Origin of the sequence: Cryobacterium sp. Y62, from assembly GCF_002929785.1 — a bacterium.
Lineage (GTDB): Bacteria > Actinomycetota > Actinomycetes > Actinomycetales > Microbacteriaceae > Cryobacterium.
The window spans coordinates 17,156-33,690 of record NZ_PJJK01000096.1 but is presented as its reverse complement, the minus strand read 5'-3'; the positions used below and the strand labels follow the sequence as shown (position 1 = coordinate 33,690).

Annotated in this window: 15 protein-coding genes and 2 pseudogenes; 11 read left to right on the top strand and 6 right to left on the bottom strand. The window is 65.1% G+C overall.

Going from position 1 to position 16,535, the window contains the following annotated elements; genetic code table 11:
- The 4 genes from CXY71_RS06780 to CXY71_RS06765 all read right to left on the bottom strand — a co-directional run bounded on the left by CXY71_RS06780 (position 1) and on the right by CXY71_RS06765 (position 3,658).
- Complete coding sequence (locus CXY71_RS06780; RefSeq protein ID WP_104134899.1) at positions 1-1,458, bottom strand: four-carbon acid sugar kinase family protein; 1,458 nt, start codon at positions 1,456-1,458, stop codon at positions 1-3.
- Positions 1,455-2,228: an SDR family NAD(P)-dependent oxidoreductase gene (locus tag CXY71_RS06775; protein WP_104134898.1), complete on the bottom strand. Its 774-nt coding sequence runs from the start codon at positions 2,226-2,228 to the stop codon at positions 1,455-1,457. Before CXY71_RS06775 ends, CXY71_RS06780 begins: the two co-directional genes overlap by 4 nt.
- 82 nt (positions 2,229-2,310) lie before the next feature.
- Positions 2,311-3,015 (bottom strand): FadR/GntR family transcriptional regulator, encoded by a 705-nt coding sequence (locus CXY71_RS06770; protein WP_104134897.1) that lies wholly within the window; start codon positions 3,013-3,015, stop codon positions 2,311-2,313.
- Between the two features lie 316 nt (positions 3,016-3,331).
- Positions 3,332-3,658, bottom strand: a complete 327-nt coding sequence (locus CXY71_RS06765) for a hypothetical protein (protein WP_146072762.1) — start codon at positions 3,656-3,658, stop codon at positions 3,332-3,334.
- A gap of 640 nt (positions 3,659-4,298) precedes the next feature.
- Between CXY71_RS06765 and CXY71_RS22600 the strand changes: the two are divergent.
- Positions 4,299-4,535 (top strand): annotated as a pseudogene (locus CXY71_RS22600) (HipA N-terminal domain-containing protein); the annotation flags it as partial.
- Positions 4,536-4,548: 13 nt separating this feature from the next.
- Positions 4,549-5,280, top strand: a pseudogene (locus CXY71_RS21885) (HipA domain-containing protein); the annotation flags it as partial.
- A gap of 141 nt (positions 5,281-5,421) precedes the next feature.
- On the opposite strand, the gene CXY71_RS06745 reads toward CXY71_RS21885, so the two are convergent.
- A complete protein-coding gene (locus CXY71_RS06745) occupies positions 5,422-6,090 on the bottom strand; it encodes a nucleoside/nucleotide kinase family protein (protein WP_104134893.1) in 669 nt (222 codons plus the stop codon).
- A gap of 149 nt (positions 6,091-6,239) precedes the next feature.
- Here CXY71_RS06745 and CXY71_RS06740 point away from each other — a divergent pair, with 149 nt between their 5' ends.
- The 9 genes from CXY71_RS06740 to CXY71_RS06700 all read left to right on the top strand — a co-directional run bounded on the left by CXY71_RS06740 (position 6,240) and on the right by CXY71_RS06700 (position 16,185).
- On the top strand, positions 6,240-7,514 hold the full coding sequence (locus CXY71_RS06740; RefSeq protein ID WP_104134892.1) for a sugar ABC transporter substrate-binding protein: 1,275 nt from the start codon (positions 6,240-6,242) through the stop codon (positions 7,512-7,514).
- A gap of 4 nt (positions 7,515-7,518) precedes the next feature.
- Positions 7,519-8,484: a carbohydrate ABC transporter permease gene (locus CXY71_RS06735; RefSeq protein WP_104134891.1), complete on the top strand. Its 966-nt coding sequence runs from the start codon at positions 7,519-7,521 to the stop codon at positions 8,482-8,484.
- Complete coding sequence (locus CXY71_RS06730; protein ID WP_104134890.1) at positions 8,481-9,311, top strand: carbohydrate ABC transporter permease; 831 nt, start codon at positions 8,481-8,483, stop codon at positions 9,309-9,311. Before CXY71_RS06735 ends, CXY71_RS06730 begins: the two co-directional genes overlap by 4 nt.
- Positions 9,308-10,789 carry a glycoside hydrolase family 3 N-terminal domain-containing protein gene (locus CXY71_RS06725; protein WP_104134889.1) on the top strand — a complete coding sequence of 494 codons (1,482 nt, stop codon included), beginning with the start codon at positions 9,308-9,310 and terminating at the stop codon, positions 10,787-10,789. Before CXY71_RS06730 ends, CXY71_RS06725 begins: the two co-directional genes overlap by 4 nt.
- Positions 10,786-12,033: an anhydro-N-acetylmuramic acid kinase gene (locus CXY71_RS06720; protein WP_104134888.1), complete on the top strand. Its 1,248-nt coding sequence runs from the start codon at positions 10,786-10,788 to the stop codon at positions 12,031-12,033. The genes CXY71_RS06725 and CXY71_RS06720 overlap by 4 nt, the downstream gene beginning before the upstream one ends.
- Entirely contained in the window at positions 12,030-12,932 is a 903-nt protein-coding gene (locus CXY71_RS06715) for an N-acetylglucosamine kinase (RefSeq protein ID WP_158253005.1), read from the top strand. Before CXY71_RS06720 ends, CXY71_RS06715 begins: the two co-directional genes overlap by 4 nt.
- A gap of 58 nt (positions 12,933-12,990) precedes the next feature.
- Positions 12,991-13,905 (top strand): N-acetylmuramic acid 6-phosphate etherase, encoded by a 915-nt coding sequence (gene murQ, locus CXY71_RS06710; protein ID WP_199184237.1) that lies wholly within the window; start codon positions 12,991-12,993, stop codon positions 13,903-13,905.
- The gene (locus CXY71_RS06705; protein WP_104134886.1) at positions 13,898-14,779 is read left to right on the top strand and encodes a MurR/RpiR family transcriptional regulator; all 882 of its coding nucleotides are present in this window, start codon (positions 13,898-13,900) and stop codon (positions 14,777-14,779) included. Before murQ ends, CXY71_RS06705 begins: the two co-directional genes overlap by 8 nt.
- Before the next feature lie 407 nt (positions 14,780-15,186).
- Positions 15,187-16,185, top strand: coding sequence for a leucine-rich repeat domain-containing protein (locus CXY71_RS06700; RefSeq protein ID WP_158253004.1), 999 nt, complete (start codon positions 15,187-15,189; stop codon positions 16,183-16,185).
- A gap of 12 nt (positions 16,186-16,197) precedes the next feature.
- On the opposite strand, the gene CXY71_RS06695 is transcribed toward CXY71_RS06700, so the two are convergent.
- Positions 16,198-16,521, bottom strand: coding sequence for a hypothetical protein (locus CXY71_RS06695; protein ID WP_104134884.1), 324 nt, complete (start codon positions 16,519-16,521; stop codon positions 16,198-16,200).
- Positions 16,522-16,535: the final 14 nt, after the last annotated feature.

Below are 16,535 nucleotides of genomic sequence, written 5' to 3'. Positions count from 1 at the left end.
TTACTCCGGCGCCACGCCAAAGGCGCTGAGCGTGCGTACGACGGCGAGGAGTGACGCATCGTCGCCGACGTTGCCCGCGAACACGATGTAAGGGATGCCGGCGGCCGGGCCATTCACCGGCTGCCAGAGTGACACGATGCCGGGCAACATGGGCCCGCGCACGATCGCGTGGCGAATCTGAAGGCCGAGCGCGGCGACATCCGAGGAGGTAATACCGCCCTTGGCGATGACGAACCGCGGACGGGTGCGCGCAACCACGCTCTGCACGACCTCGACAACCGCGGCGGAGACCCTTCTGGCGATCCGCAGACTGTCGGCCGGGTCGGTCGAGCTCACGAGTACCCGGCTCGTCTGCAGGATGACGTCGGCGCCCGCAAGGGCGTCGACCACACGATCGACAACCACACCCAGGTCGGCCGGCGAATCGGGCGAGAGGAGCCCGGCGACGTCAATCTCAACCACCTGGGCCGCCGAGTGCGCGCTCGTGAGGGCGTCTAGCTGCCGAGTGGTCATGGCTACATGCGAGCCCACGACGACCAGGCCGCCCGCACGGACCGGGCTAGCGTCGCCAAAGGCATCCGCTGCGCTGAGCGGTTGGCGTACGTCCTGGCCGATGCGCGCCCGCACGAACGGCGGGCCCACCCGGTAGATCAGTCTTTTGCCGCGTCGCTCTGCCTCGTCAAGGCCGAGGGCCAGCAGGCGCAGGTCGTTTTCGGTGGCAGCGTCGACGACGATTGGAGTTTCATCGGTGGCAGGCTCGATCGCGGCTGCGATCGCCCTGGGGCCGGCGCGCAGAATCGCCAGGTCGATGCCGATGACAGTCGAGGCCCGCAGCCGGCCGCCGCTCTTTTCTTCCACATAGTCGGCCAGACGCGAGTGCGCGAATGCGAACGTTGCGTCTCGGGCGAACTCGGTATCGGCGATGGGAGTGAGCTCGTCGGCCGCGGATCGCATGTAGTGCACCCCGCCGATGGTCACTCGCCCGGCATCGGGAAAGGCGGGAACGATCACCACACCATCGGTCTGCAGTCCGGCTCGGCTCCGCAGCGTCTCGGCGATGACGTCGGGTTCGAGCGGAAAGTGACCACGCAGGGTTGAATCCCCCCGACTGACGAAAGCCAGCGCGGCCCCGTCGGCGGCGGCGAGCGCATTGGTGACGACTTGGCGGTTGCGTTCGGCAGCCTCGCTGGGTTCGAGGCTGCGCGTATTGGTCAGCACATAGATCGCCCGCGCCCCGAGGCCGAGTGCCCAGCGAAAGTCCTCGGGCTCCCATTGGGTGAGTACCGGCAGGTCAGCTACCGACTGGGTTCCTGTGGGGTCGTCATCGAGCACGATCAGAACGCGACCGGTTGCGGCCACCGCGGCCGCGACATCCTGAGCCAGCACGGGCACTTCAGCGGGAAACCCCGCCAGCAGCTCCCTGGAGAGCTGCCGCCGCACACCGTCGGCGGGGCTCATGAAACCTGCAGCCCGCCGTTGATGTCGTAGGTCGCTGCGGTGATGTAGCCGGCGTCCGCACTCAACAGAAAGGCGATAAGCGCGGCGACGTCGTCGCGGGTGCCAACGCGTCCCATGAGAATATCGGCGGACATGGCGCTTTTGCGCTCGTCCGAGAGTGTGCCGCCCATAATATCGGTGTCGATCGGGCCGGGAGCCACCGCGTTCACGGTGATGTTGTGCTGACCCATTTCGCGGGCCAGGGCGCGCGTGAAGCCGATGATGGCAGCCTTGGAGGCACTGTAGGCGACCTTGGAGTAGGTGCCGCCACCGCGCTGGGCGGAGATGGAGGAGATGCTCACTATGCGGCCGAGCTGGCGCTCGATCATGCCGGCGAGCACGCGCTGGGAGACCAGGAACGAGCCGCGCATGTTGATCGCGAAGACGCGGTCCCAGGCCTCAACGGTTTCGTTCATGAATTCGGTGGGCGAGCTGATGCCGGCGAGGTTCACGAGGCCCACGATCGGCGGCATCGCTGCCTCGATTTCGGTGATGGCCGCGTCGACCGAATCCTTGTCCGAGACATCGGCAGCTACGCCGATCGCACGGATGCCGCGAGCCGCCGTAATCGCGGCGGCCGCTACTCGCGCTGCATCGCCGTCAATGTCGACAATGGCGATCGACCAGCCGAGCGAGGCAAGCTTATCGGCCGTTGCCCGGCCAATTCCGCGTTCGGAGGCGGCACCGGTCAAGACTGCGGTGCGGTCGGTGGGAAAAGTGACGTCGCTCATAAGGGCCATTCCTTCGGTCGAGGGCCCACCTCTGTGTGGACCGCATCACCAGTCTAATAGATATCTGACGTCTGATGTCTAGTTATGACTGCGCCTGGATGAAGTGCTCGTAGTCCGTAAAGGTCTGCTGAATATGCGCTTCCATAGCGCGCCGCGCCTCATCGGGGTTGCGGCTCGCAATTGCCGAACGCACGATTTTGTGATGCGCGATGGCGTGTTCCTGCACCTCAGTGAAAGCGGATGTTTCCCGGCGCAGCGTATAGAGCAGCTGCCCGAGTTGTCCCATCAGAGCGGGCACGAAGGGATTGCCACTGGCCGCGAGGATGATGTTATGGAACGCGAGATCGTTCCGGGTGAGGCGGTCGAGGTCGCCGTCCACGTAGGCGGCTTCCATTTCGGCGATCGTCGCGTCAAGCGACACGAGGTCGCTGTCCTGGTGGTTGCGCGCTGCCAGTTCGGCCGAGCCGGTTTCCACCATGCGCCGCACCTCGAGCAGCCGCAGCGGCACCTCGGAACTGCCCAGGTCATGCGCGGCGGCGCGCAGGATCGCGTCGAGGCTCGACCAGTCCGAAGATGGGTTGACAAAGGTGCCGAGCCCGCGCCGGACTGAAAGGATCTTCTGTGCTTGAAGGGTCTTGATCGCCTCGCGGGCCGTCAGGCGGCTGACGCCGGCTTCCTCGGCCAGAACCGCCTCCGGAGGAAGCATCTCATGCGCCGCGAACGCCCCCCGCAGGATCCGGTCGAGGAGGCTTTCCACCAGGTCATCGACCAGCGATTTTCGACTCATGAAACCTATTCCTTCGTCCCGGCGCGGCGTCGGACTCTCGGTTCAGTGTATCGAGCCCTCTGAATGCTCGTCGATCGAGGCGCGCGCTTGCTCCCCCAACATGCAAGGCTGGCCTCGACCAGCGGAGGGGGCGTTTCGCAGGCAGGGTCGCGTTGACAGCGGGAAGGCGTCGGACTGCCACGATTGGTGTCTGTTGCCGGGGAGCATGGGCCTTCGGGAATCGTGGCGGCGGCACCATCTGGAGGGTGGCTTCCGCTACCGGAAGTTCTTCATTCTTGACCGGCCTCGGAACGGCGATGCCTCCTTTTTCGGCCATTTACGGTCGATCAACCCGGACCGGCGCGGTGAGGAATTCGATCGGCCCCGTCGGTCGCATGCCCATCGCGTAAGCCACAGCGGTCTCCTTCCGTTCCTGCTGCGTACGCAGCAGGCGCTCGAACGTTCCCAGTTCGCTGGCCGCATAGACCAGCCGCTCGATCTGCGCGGCGTAATCGGTGAGTTCGTCAGCGCTAAATGCGCTAGCCCAGGCAAAGAGGTCGGTCAGAGCCACGGTGACGTTGCCCTCGTTTCGGCCGATCGCGCGGATCAGCTGACTCGACAGCGCAACGCCGTCTTCAAGAATGGCCAGATGGTGACCGCACATGATCACAAAATCATCACCGTCTCAGCGCGCGATGCGCACCTGGCCCTCGTCAATGTGAGCCAGAACTTCCTTGGGCTTGCGCAGGAGGTCGGTATTGGTTGCTGTACTCATGCACACACTGTTCATCAGATAAATACCAGATACACGGGTGGGCCTGCGGCGTTTGTAGGGTGCGATTCCCCGGCCGGGTCGCTCTGGTCGATGGCAGTCTTCTTCGCGCCTCGACCAGCGGTGCGGAGCGAGGCAGCGCAAACCGGAACGCCGCATACGGCAGTCGGGTTGTGATGGCAACCCGGAATAAGGTGCCCGCGGTCCCGAGATTCGGGGTGTGCACGATCATGCACTTGCTGAATTATGGATGATCGTCCACTGAGGAGGTTGCAATGTTTACACGCTCCGCACAGGATCTTGGCGCGCTGGCGCACGCGAGACCTTGGGACTCCCCCAGCAACACGTAGCCGACCGCGCGAAGGTTTCTCGGGAATGGCTCGTCAATTTCGAGTCCGCCAAAGTAGGCGTATCGCTCTTTCGCGTTTTCGGCGTACTGCAATTCTTGCAACTCGCTGTAGACGTCAGTGACCGGAAACCAGAACCGCACAATGTACTGAACGATGTCTTCACCGATCTGGGGCGATGACCGGTGAGCTCTGAACTGTACGTATTCCTCGACGGCGAACGTGTTGGCACCCTCGCCCAGACCAGGCGGGGCAATACAACCTTCACCTACGACGATCGTTACCGACTCGATAGCCCATCAACTCCCCTTTCGCTCTCCATGCCGCTGTCAAGGAGCGAGCATCCCTCACGGGTCGTCACGGCCTTTCTGCAAGGCCTTTTGACCGACAGCCCAACCAAGCTGGCCGAGCTGGCCGCCACCAACAACGCCGACCACGCACATTCTGAATGTGCCGGCTATCTCGCCGTATTCCAATCACGACGTCAACGAGTACGTAACCATGCGCGCTGCCCGCCTTCTGGGGCAGAGCGTCGCCGACCACGAGCTCACGACGACGGATCAGGGAGATCACGTCTTCGTCTCCCGCCGATACGACCGACGACAGTTCGACGGACGCTGGGCGCGACTGCATCAGGAAGACCTCTGTCAGGCCCTCGGCGTTGCACCGGATCTGAAGTACCAGCAGGACGGCGGCCCGGGCGTAGGCACCATTGCGCAGCTGCTGGGCAGGCTGCCATTAAGCGATCGGGAGTCAAGCCAGAAGCGGTTCTTTGACGCCCTCGTTTTCAACGTTTCGGCCGCTTGCACGGACGCGCACGCCAAGAACTTTTCGATCCTGCTGCGTGCATACCGTGCCACGCTCGCCCCGCTGTATGACCTCGGGACCCACTCGCCATACCCGGCGACCGGTGCGCTGCGCTCAGCCATGAAGATCGGTGACGAATACCCAACGGATGCCACCGGCCTGCACGATTTTCTCACGGTGGCCACGAAGCTGCAGCTCGCCGAGGGTTACGCCGAGGAGCGCGTACTACACATTCGCAGTAACCTGGCCGGCGCGTTCGCGGATGCCGCAGCGGGTATCGGCGGCTCTTCTAAAGATCAGGAGTTCGCAAACACGGTTTCGAACTCGATTTCCAGCGTTGTGCACGAACGCGGTTGGTGACGCTGGCTGAGGCTTCGCCGATCGAGGCGCGAGCTTGCGAGCTTGCGAGCGATCGAGATCCCGGAGTTGGCGGGTTTCGATCGCTCGTTCCTCGCGCCTCGACCGGCGGGTGGCCTCGCGCCACGACCAGCGGCGCGGGGGTTATTGGCCGAAGATGATGCGGGTGGCTCGGGATCGGGTGGCCTCGATGAGGAGGGCGTTGGTGCCGTCAACGGACTCGGCCCAGGCGAGGGCGGCCTCGGGGCTGCGGCCGTGACGCTCGTGCCGGTCGACGAGGCGGCGGAGGCGCTCTGGCTCGCTGGTTTCGCAGAACCAAGATTCGACGAGGAGTGTGTTAACCTCTGCCCACGGGTCGGTGTCGGCGAGCAGATAGTTTCCCTCGACCATGACCACGCGAGCGCTCGGCAGCACGGCGATCTCGGCCGCGATACCCTCGTCGACGTTGCGGTCGAAGCTTGGCGCGTAGACCGTGTGGTCTTGTTCGGCGAGGAGGCGGCGGAGCAGGGCGACGAATCCCCAGCCGTCGAAGGTGTCGATAGCCCCCTTGCGATCGTGCCGGCCGAGGTGATCGAGGGTGGCGTTGGCGAGATGAAAGCCGTCCATGGGCAGGTGCACGGCGAAGGCTTCGGTGCCGAGCAGCTCGTTCACCTTCGCGGCGACCTGCGCGGCGAGGGTGGTTTTGCCGGCGCCCGGACTGCCGGCGATTCCCACCAGGATGCGGCCGTTCTCAGGCAGGAGCGCGATGACGCGGCGCGCGAGTTCGGTCAGTTGAGCGGATGCCGGCGGATCGGTCAGCGTATTGGTCGGCATAAGACGACTCTAGGGTGGTGAGATCGGCGGGGGTTGCCGGAGGCGGGCGACATGTTAGAAAATAATTTGCATCTGACTGAGGGTTGATGAATACTGATTTTCAAGGACAAGGCTGTCTGGCCTTGTGACATTTTTCTTGAGGGGACTCCATGAAGAAGCGTTATTTGCCGATTGCGATGTTTGCGATCGCTGCACTGGGCCTCACCGCTTGCTCCGGCGGTGGCACCGATTCGCCAACGGACGACACCCTGGACGTCTGGATTATGCAGGGCACCAACCCCGACACCGAGGCCTTCTTCGACACCGTCGGCGATGCCTTCACCGAGAAGACCGGCGCCACTCTCAACGTTGAGTTCGTGCAGTGGGCCGACGCCCACGACCGGTTTGTCACCGCCATCGCCGGCGGCACCACGCCCGACATCGCCGAGACCGGCACGACCTGGACCGCCGAATTCGCCGACTCCGGCGCACTCGCGCCAATCGACGACTATGTGGCAGAAGCCGGCCTCGAAGACGACCTCGTGCAGGGTCTCGTTGATTCCGGCACCTACGATGGCAGCCTCTTCGGCATGCCCTGGTACGCCGGCGTTCGCTCGATCATTTACCGCACCGACGTGTTCGCCGAGCTCGGCCTTGCCGCTCCCACCACCTGGCAAGAGATCGTCGACGCGGCCACGGTGATTCACGCCGAACGCCCCGACCTCATTCCTTTCCCAGTACCCGGTGACGCCGAAATGCTCACCTACCCCTGGGTGTGGGGCGCTGGCGGCGAGGTGTCGACGCTCGAGGGTGACCAGTGGGTCTCCGGTCTCGACGCGGACGAAGCGCGCGAGGGCATCCGCTTTTATACCGGTCTTGCCACCGAGCACGGTTTCTCATCGGCTGGCGCGACCACCTGGAAAGAGACCGACCTGCTCGACAACTTTTCCCAGGGAACGGTAGCCATGGCCATTTCGGGCTCGTGGACCCCCGCGACGGTACTTGAGAAGGCGCCAGAGCTCGAGGGCAAGATTGGCGCGATCGCGATTCCCGGCCAGAACGGTGGAATCAGCCCGTCGGTGCTCGGCGGTTCTCACCTGAGCATGTTCGAGGGCTCCGAGAATAAAGACCTCGCTTGGGACTTTATGGAACTCATGACGACCGGCGACTTCGCCCAGCAGTGGGCAGACCAGACCGGCTACTTCGCCGGCACCGAGTCGCTGCTGCAGCCCACCATCGAGTCGGATGACCCGCTCGTGCAGCCGTTCGCCGAGCAGATGGTTGACGGTGGCGCCTCACTGCCGGTCACCCCGACCTTCGGCGCCGTGCAGGCCAAGAAGACCACGAACGCAATGATTCAGTCGATTCTGTCTGGCCAGAAAACGGTCGATGAAGCCACGACCGATGCCGCGGCCGAGATGAACGACATCATGAACGGCAACTAGAAACGTGACCGTATTGCTCGAACGAGAGGCCAAGAAGGGCACGGCACCGGCCCGACCGCCGCGACGGCGGTCCCGCGCGCTGGTCATTGCCCAGGCCCGGCCGTGGCTGCTGCTGACGCCCGCGCTGATTCTGCTGGGTGCGCTGCTGCTCTGGCCTCTCGTTCGAGTGTTTTTATTCTCGCTGCAGGACTACGGCCTGCGCGAGATCGTGAGCGGGGACAGCAACTACATCGGTTTCGGCAACTACGCCGAGATCTTCTCCAACTCCACCCTGTGGACCGTCGTTCTGCCGAACACCGTTGGCTTCGCCCTCGTGTCGGTCTCGGCGACCGTCGTGTTCGGCACCCTCGTGGCGATGCTCATGGCCTCGCTCAGCCCGGTCTGGCGCACCATCGTGGGCAGCGCCGTCATGGTCGCCTGGGCGATGCCCGCCGTCACGGGCACCTACGTGTGGATCTGGATCTTCGACGCCGATCAGGGCCTCGTGAACGAAACCCTCAAGAGCCTTGGCCTCATGAACGAGTCGTTCAACTGGTTCACCAACCCGTTCACCTTCTATGCCATCGTGGCGTTGAACATTGTGCACCACGGTTTTCCCTTCGTGGCCATCACCGTGCTCGCCGGGCTGCTCGGCGTACCCAAGGAGATGCTCGAAGCTGCCGAAATGGATGGCGCCGGCCCGGTTCGCCGGTTCTTTGCCATCATCTACCCCACGCTCAAACCGGTCTTCTCGGTCGTGATCATTCTCTCGACCATCTGGGATTTCAAGGTCTTCGCGCAGATCTACCTGATGCCTGGAGGGTCTGGCTCGAACCGTGAAGTGCTCAACCTCGGCGTCTGGTCCTACGTCGAATCGTTCGGGCAGAACCGGTACGGCTTCGGCGCGGCGATCGCCGTGCTGCTCACCGTGCTGCTGCTGATCATCACCGCGATCTATGTGCGCACCCTGTTCAAGGAGGAGAAGGAATGAGACGAACTTTCGGGCCGCGCACCCTCGGAAAGGGCCTGCTGGTTGCGGTACTGCTGATCTTCACCCTGTTTCCCGCCTATTGGATGATCTCCAGCTCGTTCGACGCCCGCGCCTCCAGCGGTGGGCAATCGCTCATTCCGCAGGAATTCACCCTCGACAACTACCTCTTCGTGTTCGAGGAAGGCCAGTTCGGGTTGTTCCTGAAGAACTCGGCGATCGTGGCGTTCTTCACCGTGCTGATCTCAGGCATCGTGGCGCTGCTGGCCTCGGTGGCCGTGGCCAGGTTCAAGTTCAAATTTCGTACAGCGGTGCTTATCTTGGTGCTGACCGTGCAGATGGTGCCGCTCGAAGCGCTCGTGATTCCCCTGTTCGTGCAGGTGCGTGACCTGCAAATGCTCAACACGCTGCTCGGCCTCGTGGTGGTGTACCTCGCCTTCTCGTTGCCCTTCGCCATCTGGATGCTGCGCGGCTTTGTCGCCGCCGTTCCGGTGGAACTCGAAGAGGCCGCCTACCTCGACGGCGCCAGTTGGGGCCGCATGTTTCGCTCGGTGCTGCTGCCATTGGTGGCGCCAGGGCTGGTGGCCACGAGTATCTTCTCGTTCATCGTGGCCTGGAACGAGTTCATCTTCGCCATGACCCTGCTGGGCGGCGCGGCCGACAAGTACACCGTCGCCATTGGGCTCAAACAGTTCTTCGGCGTGCACTCCAACGACTGGGGGCCGGTGATGGCCGCCTCGACCATCATCACCATTCCGGTCATGATCTTCTTCATTCTGGTGCAGGGCCGCCTCAGTGGCGGGCTGGTCGCCGGGGCGGTCAAGGGATGAGCGTCTCTGACCCCGGCCTGCTGCGGCTGGTCAACGCGGTGCTGTGGCCTGGTTTTCTCGGTACCGCGGTGCCGTCGTGGCTGGCCCACGCCTTGGATGACGGCCTCGCTGGTGTCGTCTACTTCGCCCAAAACATCGACCAAGCAGATGCCGACCAGCCGGCCAGGCTGTCGGCGCAGCTGCGCGGCATCCGCTCTGATCTGCTGATTGGCAGCGACGAAGAGGGTGGCAACGTCACCCGGCTCAATGCTTTTCGCGGATCGCCGCACCCGGGTCACGCCCAGCTGGGCCGGGTCGACGACCTCGCAGCGACCCGATCGGCCGGCCGGGCGATTGGCGCGGCGGCCCTGGCTGCGGGCGTGAACGTGGTGCTCGGACCGGTGGCCGATGTCACCACCCAGCTTGCGAACCCGGTGATTGGCGTGCGATCGTTCGGGTCGTCGACCGAACTGGTCAGCCGGCACGTAGCCGCGATGATCGACGGGTTGCAGGGGGCCGGGGTTGCCGCCTGCGTCAAGCATTTTCCGGGGCACGGCGACACCCACACCGACTCACACCTCGCGCTGCCGCGGCTCGATTTGTCGTGGTCCGAGGTAAAGCGTGTGCACCTGCCGCCGTTTCTGGCAGCGGTGCAGGCGGGCGTGCGCGCCGTCATGACGGCGCACATCGTGGTGCCCGACCAGGGTTCAGCGCCGGCGACCCTGAACCCGCGGGTGCTTTCTAGCTTGCGATCCACCGGGTTTACCGGAACCATCGTGACCGACGCGTTGGATATGGCCGCAATTCGCGAGACCGTTGGGGCGGGCCCAGGCGCGGTGCAGGCGTTGCTGGCGGGCGCAGAACTGCTGTGCATCGGCAACCCGGCGAATGTCGGCGGGGCCGGGCAAGACCTCGTCGACTACCTACAGATTCGCAACGCACTGCTCGCGGCGGTGGCAGACGGCGTTCTCGGGGTAGACGTGTTAGAGCTGGCCGGGGCGTCGGTTGCGCGGTTGGGGGCTGGGCTGGGAGGTTCGCCGACTGACTCTGTTGCGGCTTCGGGTTCGGCGTCGATCGTGCGGGCGGCGATCACGGTGCGCGGCGCCGTGCAGCTGCCGCAACGCTCGCTGGGCATTCTGGATGTGCGTGCGCGCCCGTCCCTCGCGGTGTCGTCGATGTTCGACCCGTTCTCGCAGGAGCTCGCTGCGTCATTCGACATTGAGCGGCTGACTCCTGGGCCGTCGGCGAGCGCCGCCCGCGCCGCCGCGATCTCGATTGGCGCCGACGCCGGCGTGGTCGTGCTCGCCGATCGCATCGCCACGCCGGGTGCGCAACGCGATGCTGTCGAGGCGATTGTCGCCATGCGCTCAACTGCTGTCGTGGTGAATGCCGGGCTTGCCGCGCCCGAGCCGGGGGCGTGGGCCGGGATTGACGCGCTGGCCGCCTCCCGGGTCACGGCGCAGGTCGTGCGGGATCTGCTGAGCGGTGGCGCGCGATGAGGGTTCTGGCGCTGCAGTCGGGAACGTCGGCTGACGGCATCGACGTGGCCATCGTCGATGTGCAGGCCGAGGCAAATGTTCCGGAGCCGTGGCTGACTCTGCGTTGCGTGCTCGCACGCACGGTTCCGTGGCCGCCGGCCTTGCGGGAGCGTATTCTTGCGGCCGCGTTGAACTCCCCGGTGACGGCCGAAGAGATAGGCCAGCTCGACACCCTGCTCGGACAAGAATTCGCCGCAGCAGCCCGCTCAGCGCTCGACTCCCTCGGCGTCACAGTCGACCTCGTAGTCTCGCACGGGCAAACCGTGCATCACTGGGTGAGCGATGGGCGGGCTCGTGGAACCCTGCAACTCGGGGAAGCCAGCTGGATCGCCGAGGCGACGCGGGCCCCCGTGCTGTGCAACCTGCGCGCGGCCGACATTGCCGCCGGCGGCGACGGCGCTCCGTTCATGGGTGTGTTCGATGCGGCCTGGCTGGGTGAGTGCGCCGCCGCCAGCGGGCGGCCGCAGGCCACCCTCAACCTCGGCGGAATCGCCAACCTCTCGGTCGTCGGCCCCGACGGCAGCGTGCGGGCCTGGGACACCGGCCCGGCCAACACGCTCGTAGACGCGGTGGTGTTCCGCGCCACCGACGGCGCCACGGCCTTCGACGACGGCGGGCAGTTGGCGGCGGCGGGCACGATCGACGCTGGCCTGCTGCGGGAGTTTCTGGGGCATGCGTTTTTTGAGCGGCCCGCCCCGAAATCAACCGGCCGGGAGACGTTCGGCCTCGCGATGGTCGATGCCGTTACCGGGAGCACTCCCCCGCTGCTGGCCGATCTGGTCGCGACGCTGACGCGGCTCACGGCCGAGACCATCGTCGCCAGCCTGCGCGCGGAGTGCCCGGTGCTGCCCGAGCGCGTCATCGTGTCTGGCGGAGGCGTACACAACGCCACTCTGCTGGCCCTGCTGCGTTCGCTGCTGCAAGCGGATGCCGTCACCCTCGTTGCCAGCGACACCGTCGGCATCGAAGCGGGCGTCAAGGAGTCGCTGCTCTTTGCCCTGCTCGGTTTTCTCACCTGGCACGGTGTGCCGTGCACCCTGCCAGGAACCACGCCCGGACAGGCTCGGCTGGCCGGGCAGCTGGTCTTTGGGCCAGACCCCGTTGTCTTCGCGCCGCGCCTGACCGGAATTCGCGGGCTGACCGTTGTTGGTTCGGCCATCGTGCCTGCCGGCTCGTCACTCGCCGGTGCGCGGGTGCCCTCGTGAACGCGGCGTCGACGACCCTGGCCGTGGACCTCGGCAAGACCTCGTGCCGCGTTCGTGTGAGCACCGGCTCGGTCGTGGTCAGCGCGTTCGACGGTGCGGGGGCTCCCGGCCTCGCCGACGATGACGGTGTCGACCTGGCTTTTCGGGCCATTCTTGGGGCCGTCGCTGGTCTCGGTGCTGGTCTCGGCGCCGGCCTCGCTGGTATCTCGCAGTTCGGGGTCGGCGCTGCCGGGGTGGAAGCTGCGCCTGAGGCGGCTCGGCGATTGCTCTGGCTAGTGCGCGAGCGCTTTGGCGTGCCAGTGGCCATGATCTCGGACGGGCTCGCCGCACACCTCGGCGCCTTCGACGGCGGGCCGGGAACCGTGCTCATTGCGGGCACCGGCGCCGTCGTGTTCTCGGTCGACGCGCAGGGCGTTCGGCAGGTAGATGGGAACGGCCCGTGGCTCGGCGACGACGGCAGCGGCCGCTGGATCGGGCAGCAGGGTCTGCGCGCCGTCCTGCGCGCCCATGACGGCCGCGGGCCGGCGACCCTCCTCACCGGCGAGGCGGCGCGCCTGGCCGGCAGCGTTGAGGCCCTCCCCGGCTGGGTGAGCGCCGCCGGCACTCCCGCTCGCACCCTGGCCTCTTTTGCTCCGGTCGTGCTGAACTTCGCCTCGGCCGGCGACGCCGTGGCGATGGCCATAGTCGAGGAGGCCTGCCAGTTGCTGGCTGCAAGCTGCGCGGCGGCCGGCTCCTTGAGCGTCTGCGCCGTCGGCGGCCTCACCGCCCACCCCTACTTTCTTGAGCGTTTGGCTTCTGGGCTGACGCTGGTCCCTCCTCTCGGGGACGCACTCAGCGGGGCCGCGCTCATCGCCGGCCGCCGCGATCTACTGCACGAAGAGAGGACCATTCGTGGTTAATCTGCCCGTTTCCGTCGGCTCCGCGGCCTCCCCCGGCGCGCTCTCGCCCGACGCGGCCCTGCGAGACGTGCTCGCGACGCTGTCGACCGAGCGGGTGAACACCAACTACCCCGACCTCGACCTGCTCACGACCGCTGAGCTGGTCGCGGCGATGAACCGCGAGGATGCGACCGTGGCCAGCGCGGTCGGCGTCGCTCGCACGTCGATCGCGGCGGCGGTCGACGGCATCGTCGACCAGCTCAGGGCCGGTGGACGCCTGCTCTACATCGGAGCGGGCACGGCCGGTCGGCTCGGAATTCTCGACGCGAGCGAGATTCCGCCGACTTTTGGCACCGACCCGGCCTTGGTCGTCGGGCTGATCGCTGGTGGGCCGGGGGCGATCCAGACGGCGGTTGAGAACGCGGAAGACGACTTCGCCGCCGGCGCCGCCGATCTGCAGGCGCTCAATTTGGGCGGCCATGATGCGGTCGTGGGGATCTCGGCATCCGGTCGCACACCCTACGTGCTCGGGGCACTCGCCTATGCGCGGAGTCTGGGCGCGTTCACCGTCGGACTCGCCTGCAATGCCAACTCGCCGCTCAGCCGCGCCGGTGACGTCGCCATCGATGTGGTCGTCGGGCCGGAGATTCTCACCGGGTCGACACGGCTGAAGGCCGGCACCGCGCAGAAGATGGTGCTCAATATGCTCAGCACCATCACCATGGTTCGGCTGGGCAAGACCTATCGCAACCTCATGGTAGATCTGAGGGCCACCAACGAGAAGCTGCGTGCACGGGCCGAACGAACCGTTATTCTGGCAACGGATGCGGAACCGGCCATTGCCGTCGAGGCGCTCACCGCAGCCCACGGCTCGGTCAAGGTGGCGATTCTGATGATCTTGACCGGGCTGGATGCGATGACGGCGGATGTCGTGTTGGAGCAGCACCGGGGCAATCTTCGGGCTGCCGTTACTGAAGGAACCCCGCATGGCTAACGCCCTCCTTACGCTGCGCCAGGCCCTCCCCGGGCTGAGCGCCGCCGAGTCACGCATCGCCCGCGCCGTCATCGATGACCCGCTGCTCGTGGTGGATCGCACCATCAGCCAGCTGGCGAGTATCTGCGACACCTCGGCGGGAACGGTCGCGCGGTTCTGCCAAAAGCTCGGCTTCGCCGGATTTCGCGAGTTTCGGGTGGAAGTCGCTGCTGCCGCCAGCCGGGAGCAATCGGAGCGCGATCGTTTCGCGGTCGCCGACGGCGAGATCGGCCGCACCGATTGCGCCGAAGAGGTCGTGGCGAAAATCGCCTACCAAGAGGTTCTAGCGATCGAAGAAACGGCCAAGTCCCTTGACCTGGTCACCCTGGACCGTGCCGTCGGCGCGATTGCGGGGGCGGGGCGCATCGACATTTACGGGTTCGGTTCCAGCGGACTCACCGCCCAAGACCTGCAGCAGAAGCTCTACCGCATCGGTTTGTCCGCCACGTACTTTGCCGACACGCACCTGGCCGTGGCCTCAGCCGCCCTACAGAAACCCGGCGGAGTCGCCATTGCCATCTCGCACTCCGGGCTGACCTTCGAGACGAATCATGCGCTCGAGGTGGCACGCCTGGCCGGGGCGACAACCGTGGGCGTGACGAACTTTCCAGATTCGCCGCTCGCGGCCCACTGCGACTTTCTACTGACCACGCAGGCACGGGAGAACCGATACCGGTCGGGCGCCATGTCGAGCCGCATTGCGCAGCTGGCCCTGGTGGACTTTCTGTTTGTGCGCATAGCGCAGTCTATGTACGACGACGTGACCGAGGCGTTGCGCCGCACCTATGAGGCAGTGCAGCATCGACGACTGCCGGTCGCTGAGTCAGGCGAGTAGACGGGTCTCGAGGCTCAGAGTACACGGGCGACGATGGCCGAATCAGCGTGCCGGCGAAGATGATGATGCCGAGCAATCCCACCCACGCGAGAATGGGACGCACTCGGGCCCGCATGTGGTCGAAGATCACGGCCCCACGACGGCGAGCTTGTAAGCGATTGAGATCGCTGAACTAGCGAGTCTCGACCAGCGAGGCCCCGGGGCACCGTTGGTTAAGCAGCCACCCAGTAGCCGATCGAAGTGGCCTACAGAGAACCCAGCGTTTCGCCGATGAATCTCAGTGTTGCCACCACCAACACACGTGTACATCACGAAGTAGAATCAAAATTCGGCGTCTGCCGCGGTGCTTCTGACCGCGGAAACCAGCCGCTGTGCGAGCAGTCGAAGTCAACTACTGGGAGGACACCGTGTCTACAGCTTGTTCTTCTCCGCCAGAAATTCCGTCGGGGGTGACGGCGGCATCCTTTGTGGGCCTGCCAGTCACGTCTCATGGCGCGCCGACAGCCGGAGCGTTTTTCACCGCGCACAACGGCATCACCTATGCGTATGGCACGGAGGACGGCACGGTGACTGCCGTCGGCTATAACGGCCCCTCGACGGTTGTCGTGCCCGAGACGGTGTCGAACGGCGTCGACGAGTATCTCGTGACCGCCGTCGCTGATGAATTCTTCAGTTCGATTGTTTTGGACTCGGTCTCGATCGGCGAGAACGTGACGAGCATCGGTAGCTGGTGCTTCGTCAATGACAATCTGACGACCATAGTGTTCGCGAACACACTGACCAACATTGGGCAGGGCGCGTTCGCCGGGAATGCCCTGACGACAGTCGATATCCCAGAGTCGGTCACGACTGTCAACGATGGCGCATTTGCTAGTAATCCCCTCACGTCGGTCAAGCTGCGGGAAGGACTCACCGAGATTGGCGCGTATGCGTTTGAACAGACCGAGCTGACATCCATCTCCATTCCGGCATCGATGACCACCATTGGACGAGGTGCGTTCTCCGGCGCGCCACTCACCTCGGCCACGTTCGCTGGTGCTGCGCCGTCGATCCATCGATCACTCACTTCCGACACACCGACTTTCGATGCCGAATGCGGTCTGGTCGTGCATTACTTGTCGCAATTCGGAGTAGAGGGAGGGTTCACCTCACCGACCTGGCTGGGTTATGACAGCGTGATCGATCCGATCGTTTCCTTCGAATTAAACGGACACGGCACAACCGGCGAGCAACGGCTCGTGGCCGGCAATTCTCCCGGCCAACCTGTTGACCCGGAGGCTGCGAACGTTGTGTTCTGTGGCTGGTATCGGGATGCCGCACTGACTGTGCCGTTCGATTTCACGGCAACCGTAACTGATGACGTGACCGTGTTCGCGAAATGGGCCGCCAACCCAGTTGCTACCTGACAGCGCTTCCGATCAACGAGAGTTGCGGGGCGGCCAGGTGCCGTCGCATCCGTTTTGGAGACAGACGAACCGCCAGGTCTCTTCGTCGGGAACGGCCTCCATGCGCATGAGGCAGCGAGGACAATTGGGCGGGCCCAGCTCGAGCGGAGCATCGCTGGCCAGCTCGGCCTCAGAATAGGGAGGACCGAAGTAGAGCTGCGTGCAGCCGAGGTTCGTGCAGCCGTAGTCGTAGCCGTCACCGTGCCAGGCGACCTCCATGGCGTCCCCGCACTGCGGGCAGAGGCGCGGACGCTCCACATCTTGCTTCTGGAACAGCCACGAGACGTTGTCGTCCATGAAGTGAGACTAGT

Excerpts from the sequence above, each read along its gene's own strand:
- CXY71_RS06780 (WP_104134899.1), bottom strand. The coding sequence starts at position 1,458 with ATGAGCCCCGCCGACGGTGTGCGGCGGCAGCTCTCCAGGGAGCTGCTG.
- CXY71_RS06775 (WP_104134898.1), bottom strand. The coding sequence starts at position 2,228 with ATGAGCGACGTCACTTTTCCCACCGACCGCACCGCAGTCTTGACCGGT.
- CXY71_RS06770 (WP_104134897.1), bottom strand. The coding sequence starts at position 3,015 with ATGAGTCGAAAATCGCTGGTCGATGACCTGGTGGAAAGCCTCCTCGAC.
- CXY71_RS06765 (WP_146072762.1), bottom strand. The coding sequence starts at position 3,658 with ATGTGCGGTCACCATCTGGCCATTCTTGAAGACGGCGTTGCGCTGTCG.
- CXY71_RS06745 (WP_104134893.1), bottom strand. The coding sequence starts at position 6,090 with ATGCCGACCAATACGCTGACCGATCCGCCGGCATCCGCTCAACTGACC.
- CXY71_RS06740 (WP_104134892.1), top strand. The coding sequence starts at position 6,240 with ATGAAGAAGCGTTATTTGCCGATTGCGATGTTTGCGATCGCTGCACTG.
- CXY71_RS06730 (WP_104134890.1), top strand. The coding sequence starts at position 8,481 with ATGAGACGAACTTTCGGGCCGCGCACCCTCGGAAAGGGCCTGCTGGTT.
- CXY71_RS06725 (WP_104134889.1), top strand. The coding sequence starts at position 9,308 with ATGAGCGTCTCTGACCCCGGCCTGCTGCGGCTGGTCAACGCGGTGCTG.
- CXY71_RS06720 (WP_104134888.1), top strand. The coding sequence starts at position 10,786 with ATGAGGGTTCTGGCGCTGCAGTCGGGAACGTCGGCTGACGGCATCGAC.
- CXY71_RS06705 (WP_104134886.1), top strand. The coding sequence starts at position 13,898 with ATGGCTAACGCCCTCCTTACGCTGCGCCAGGCCCTCCCCGGGCTGAGC.
- CXY71_RS06695 (WP_104134884.1), bottom strand. The coding sequence starts at position 16,521 with ATGGACGACAACGTCTCGTGGCTGTTCCAGAAGCAAGATGTGGAGCGT.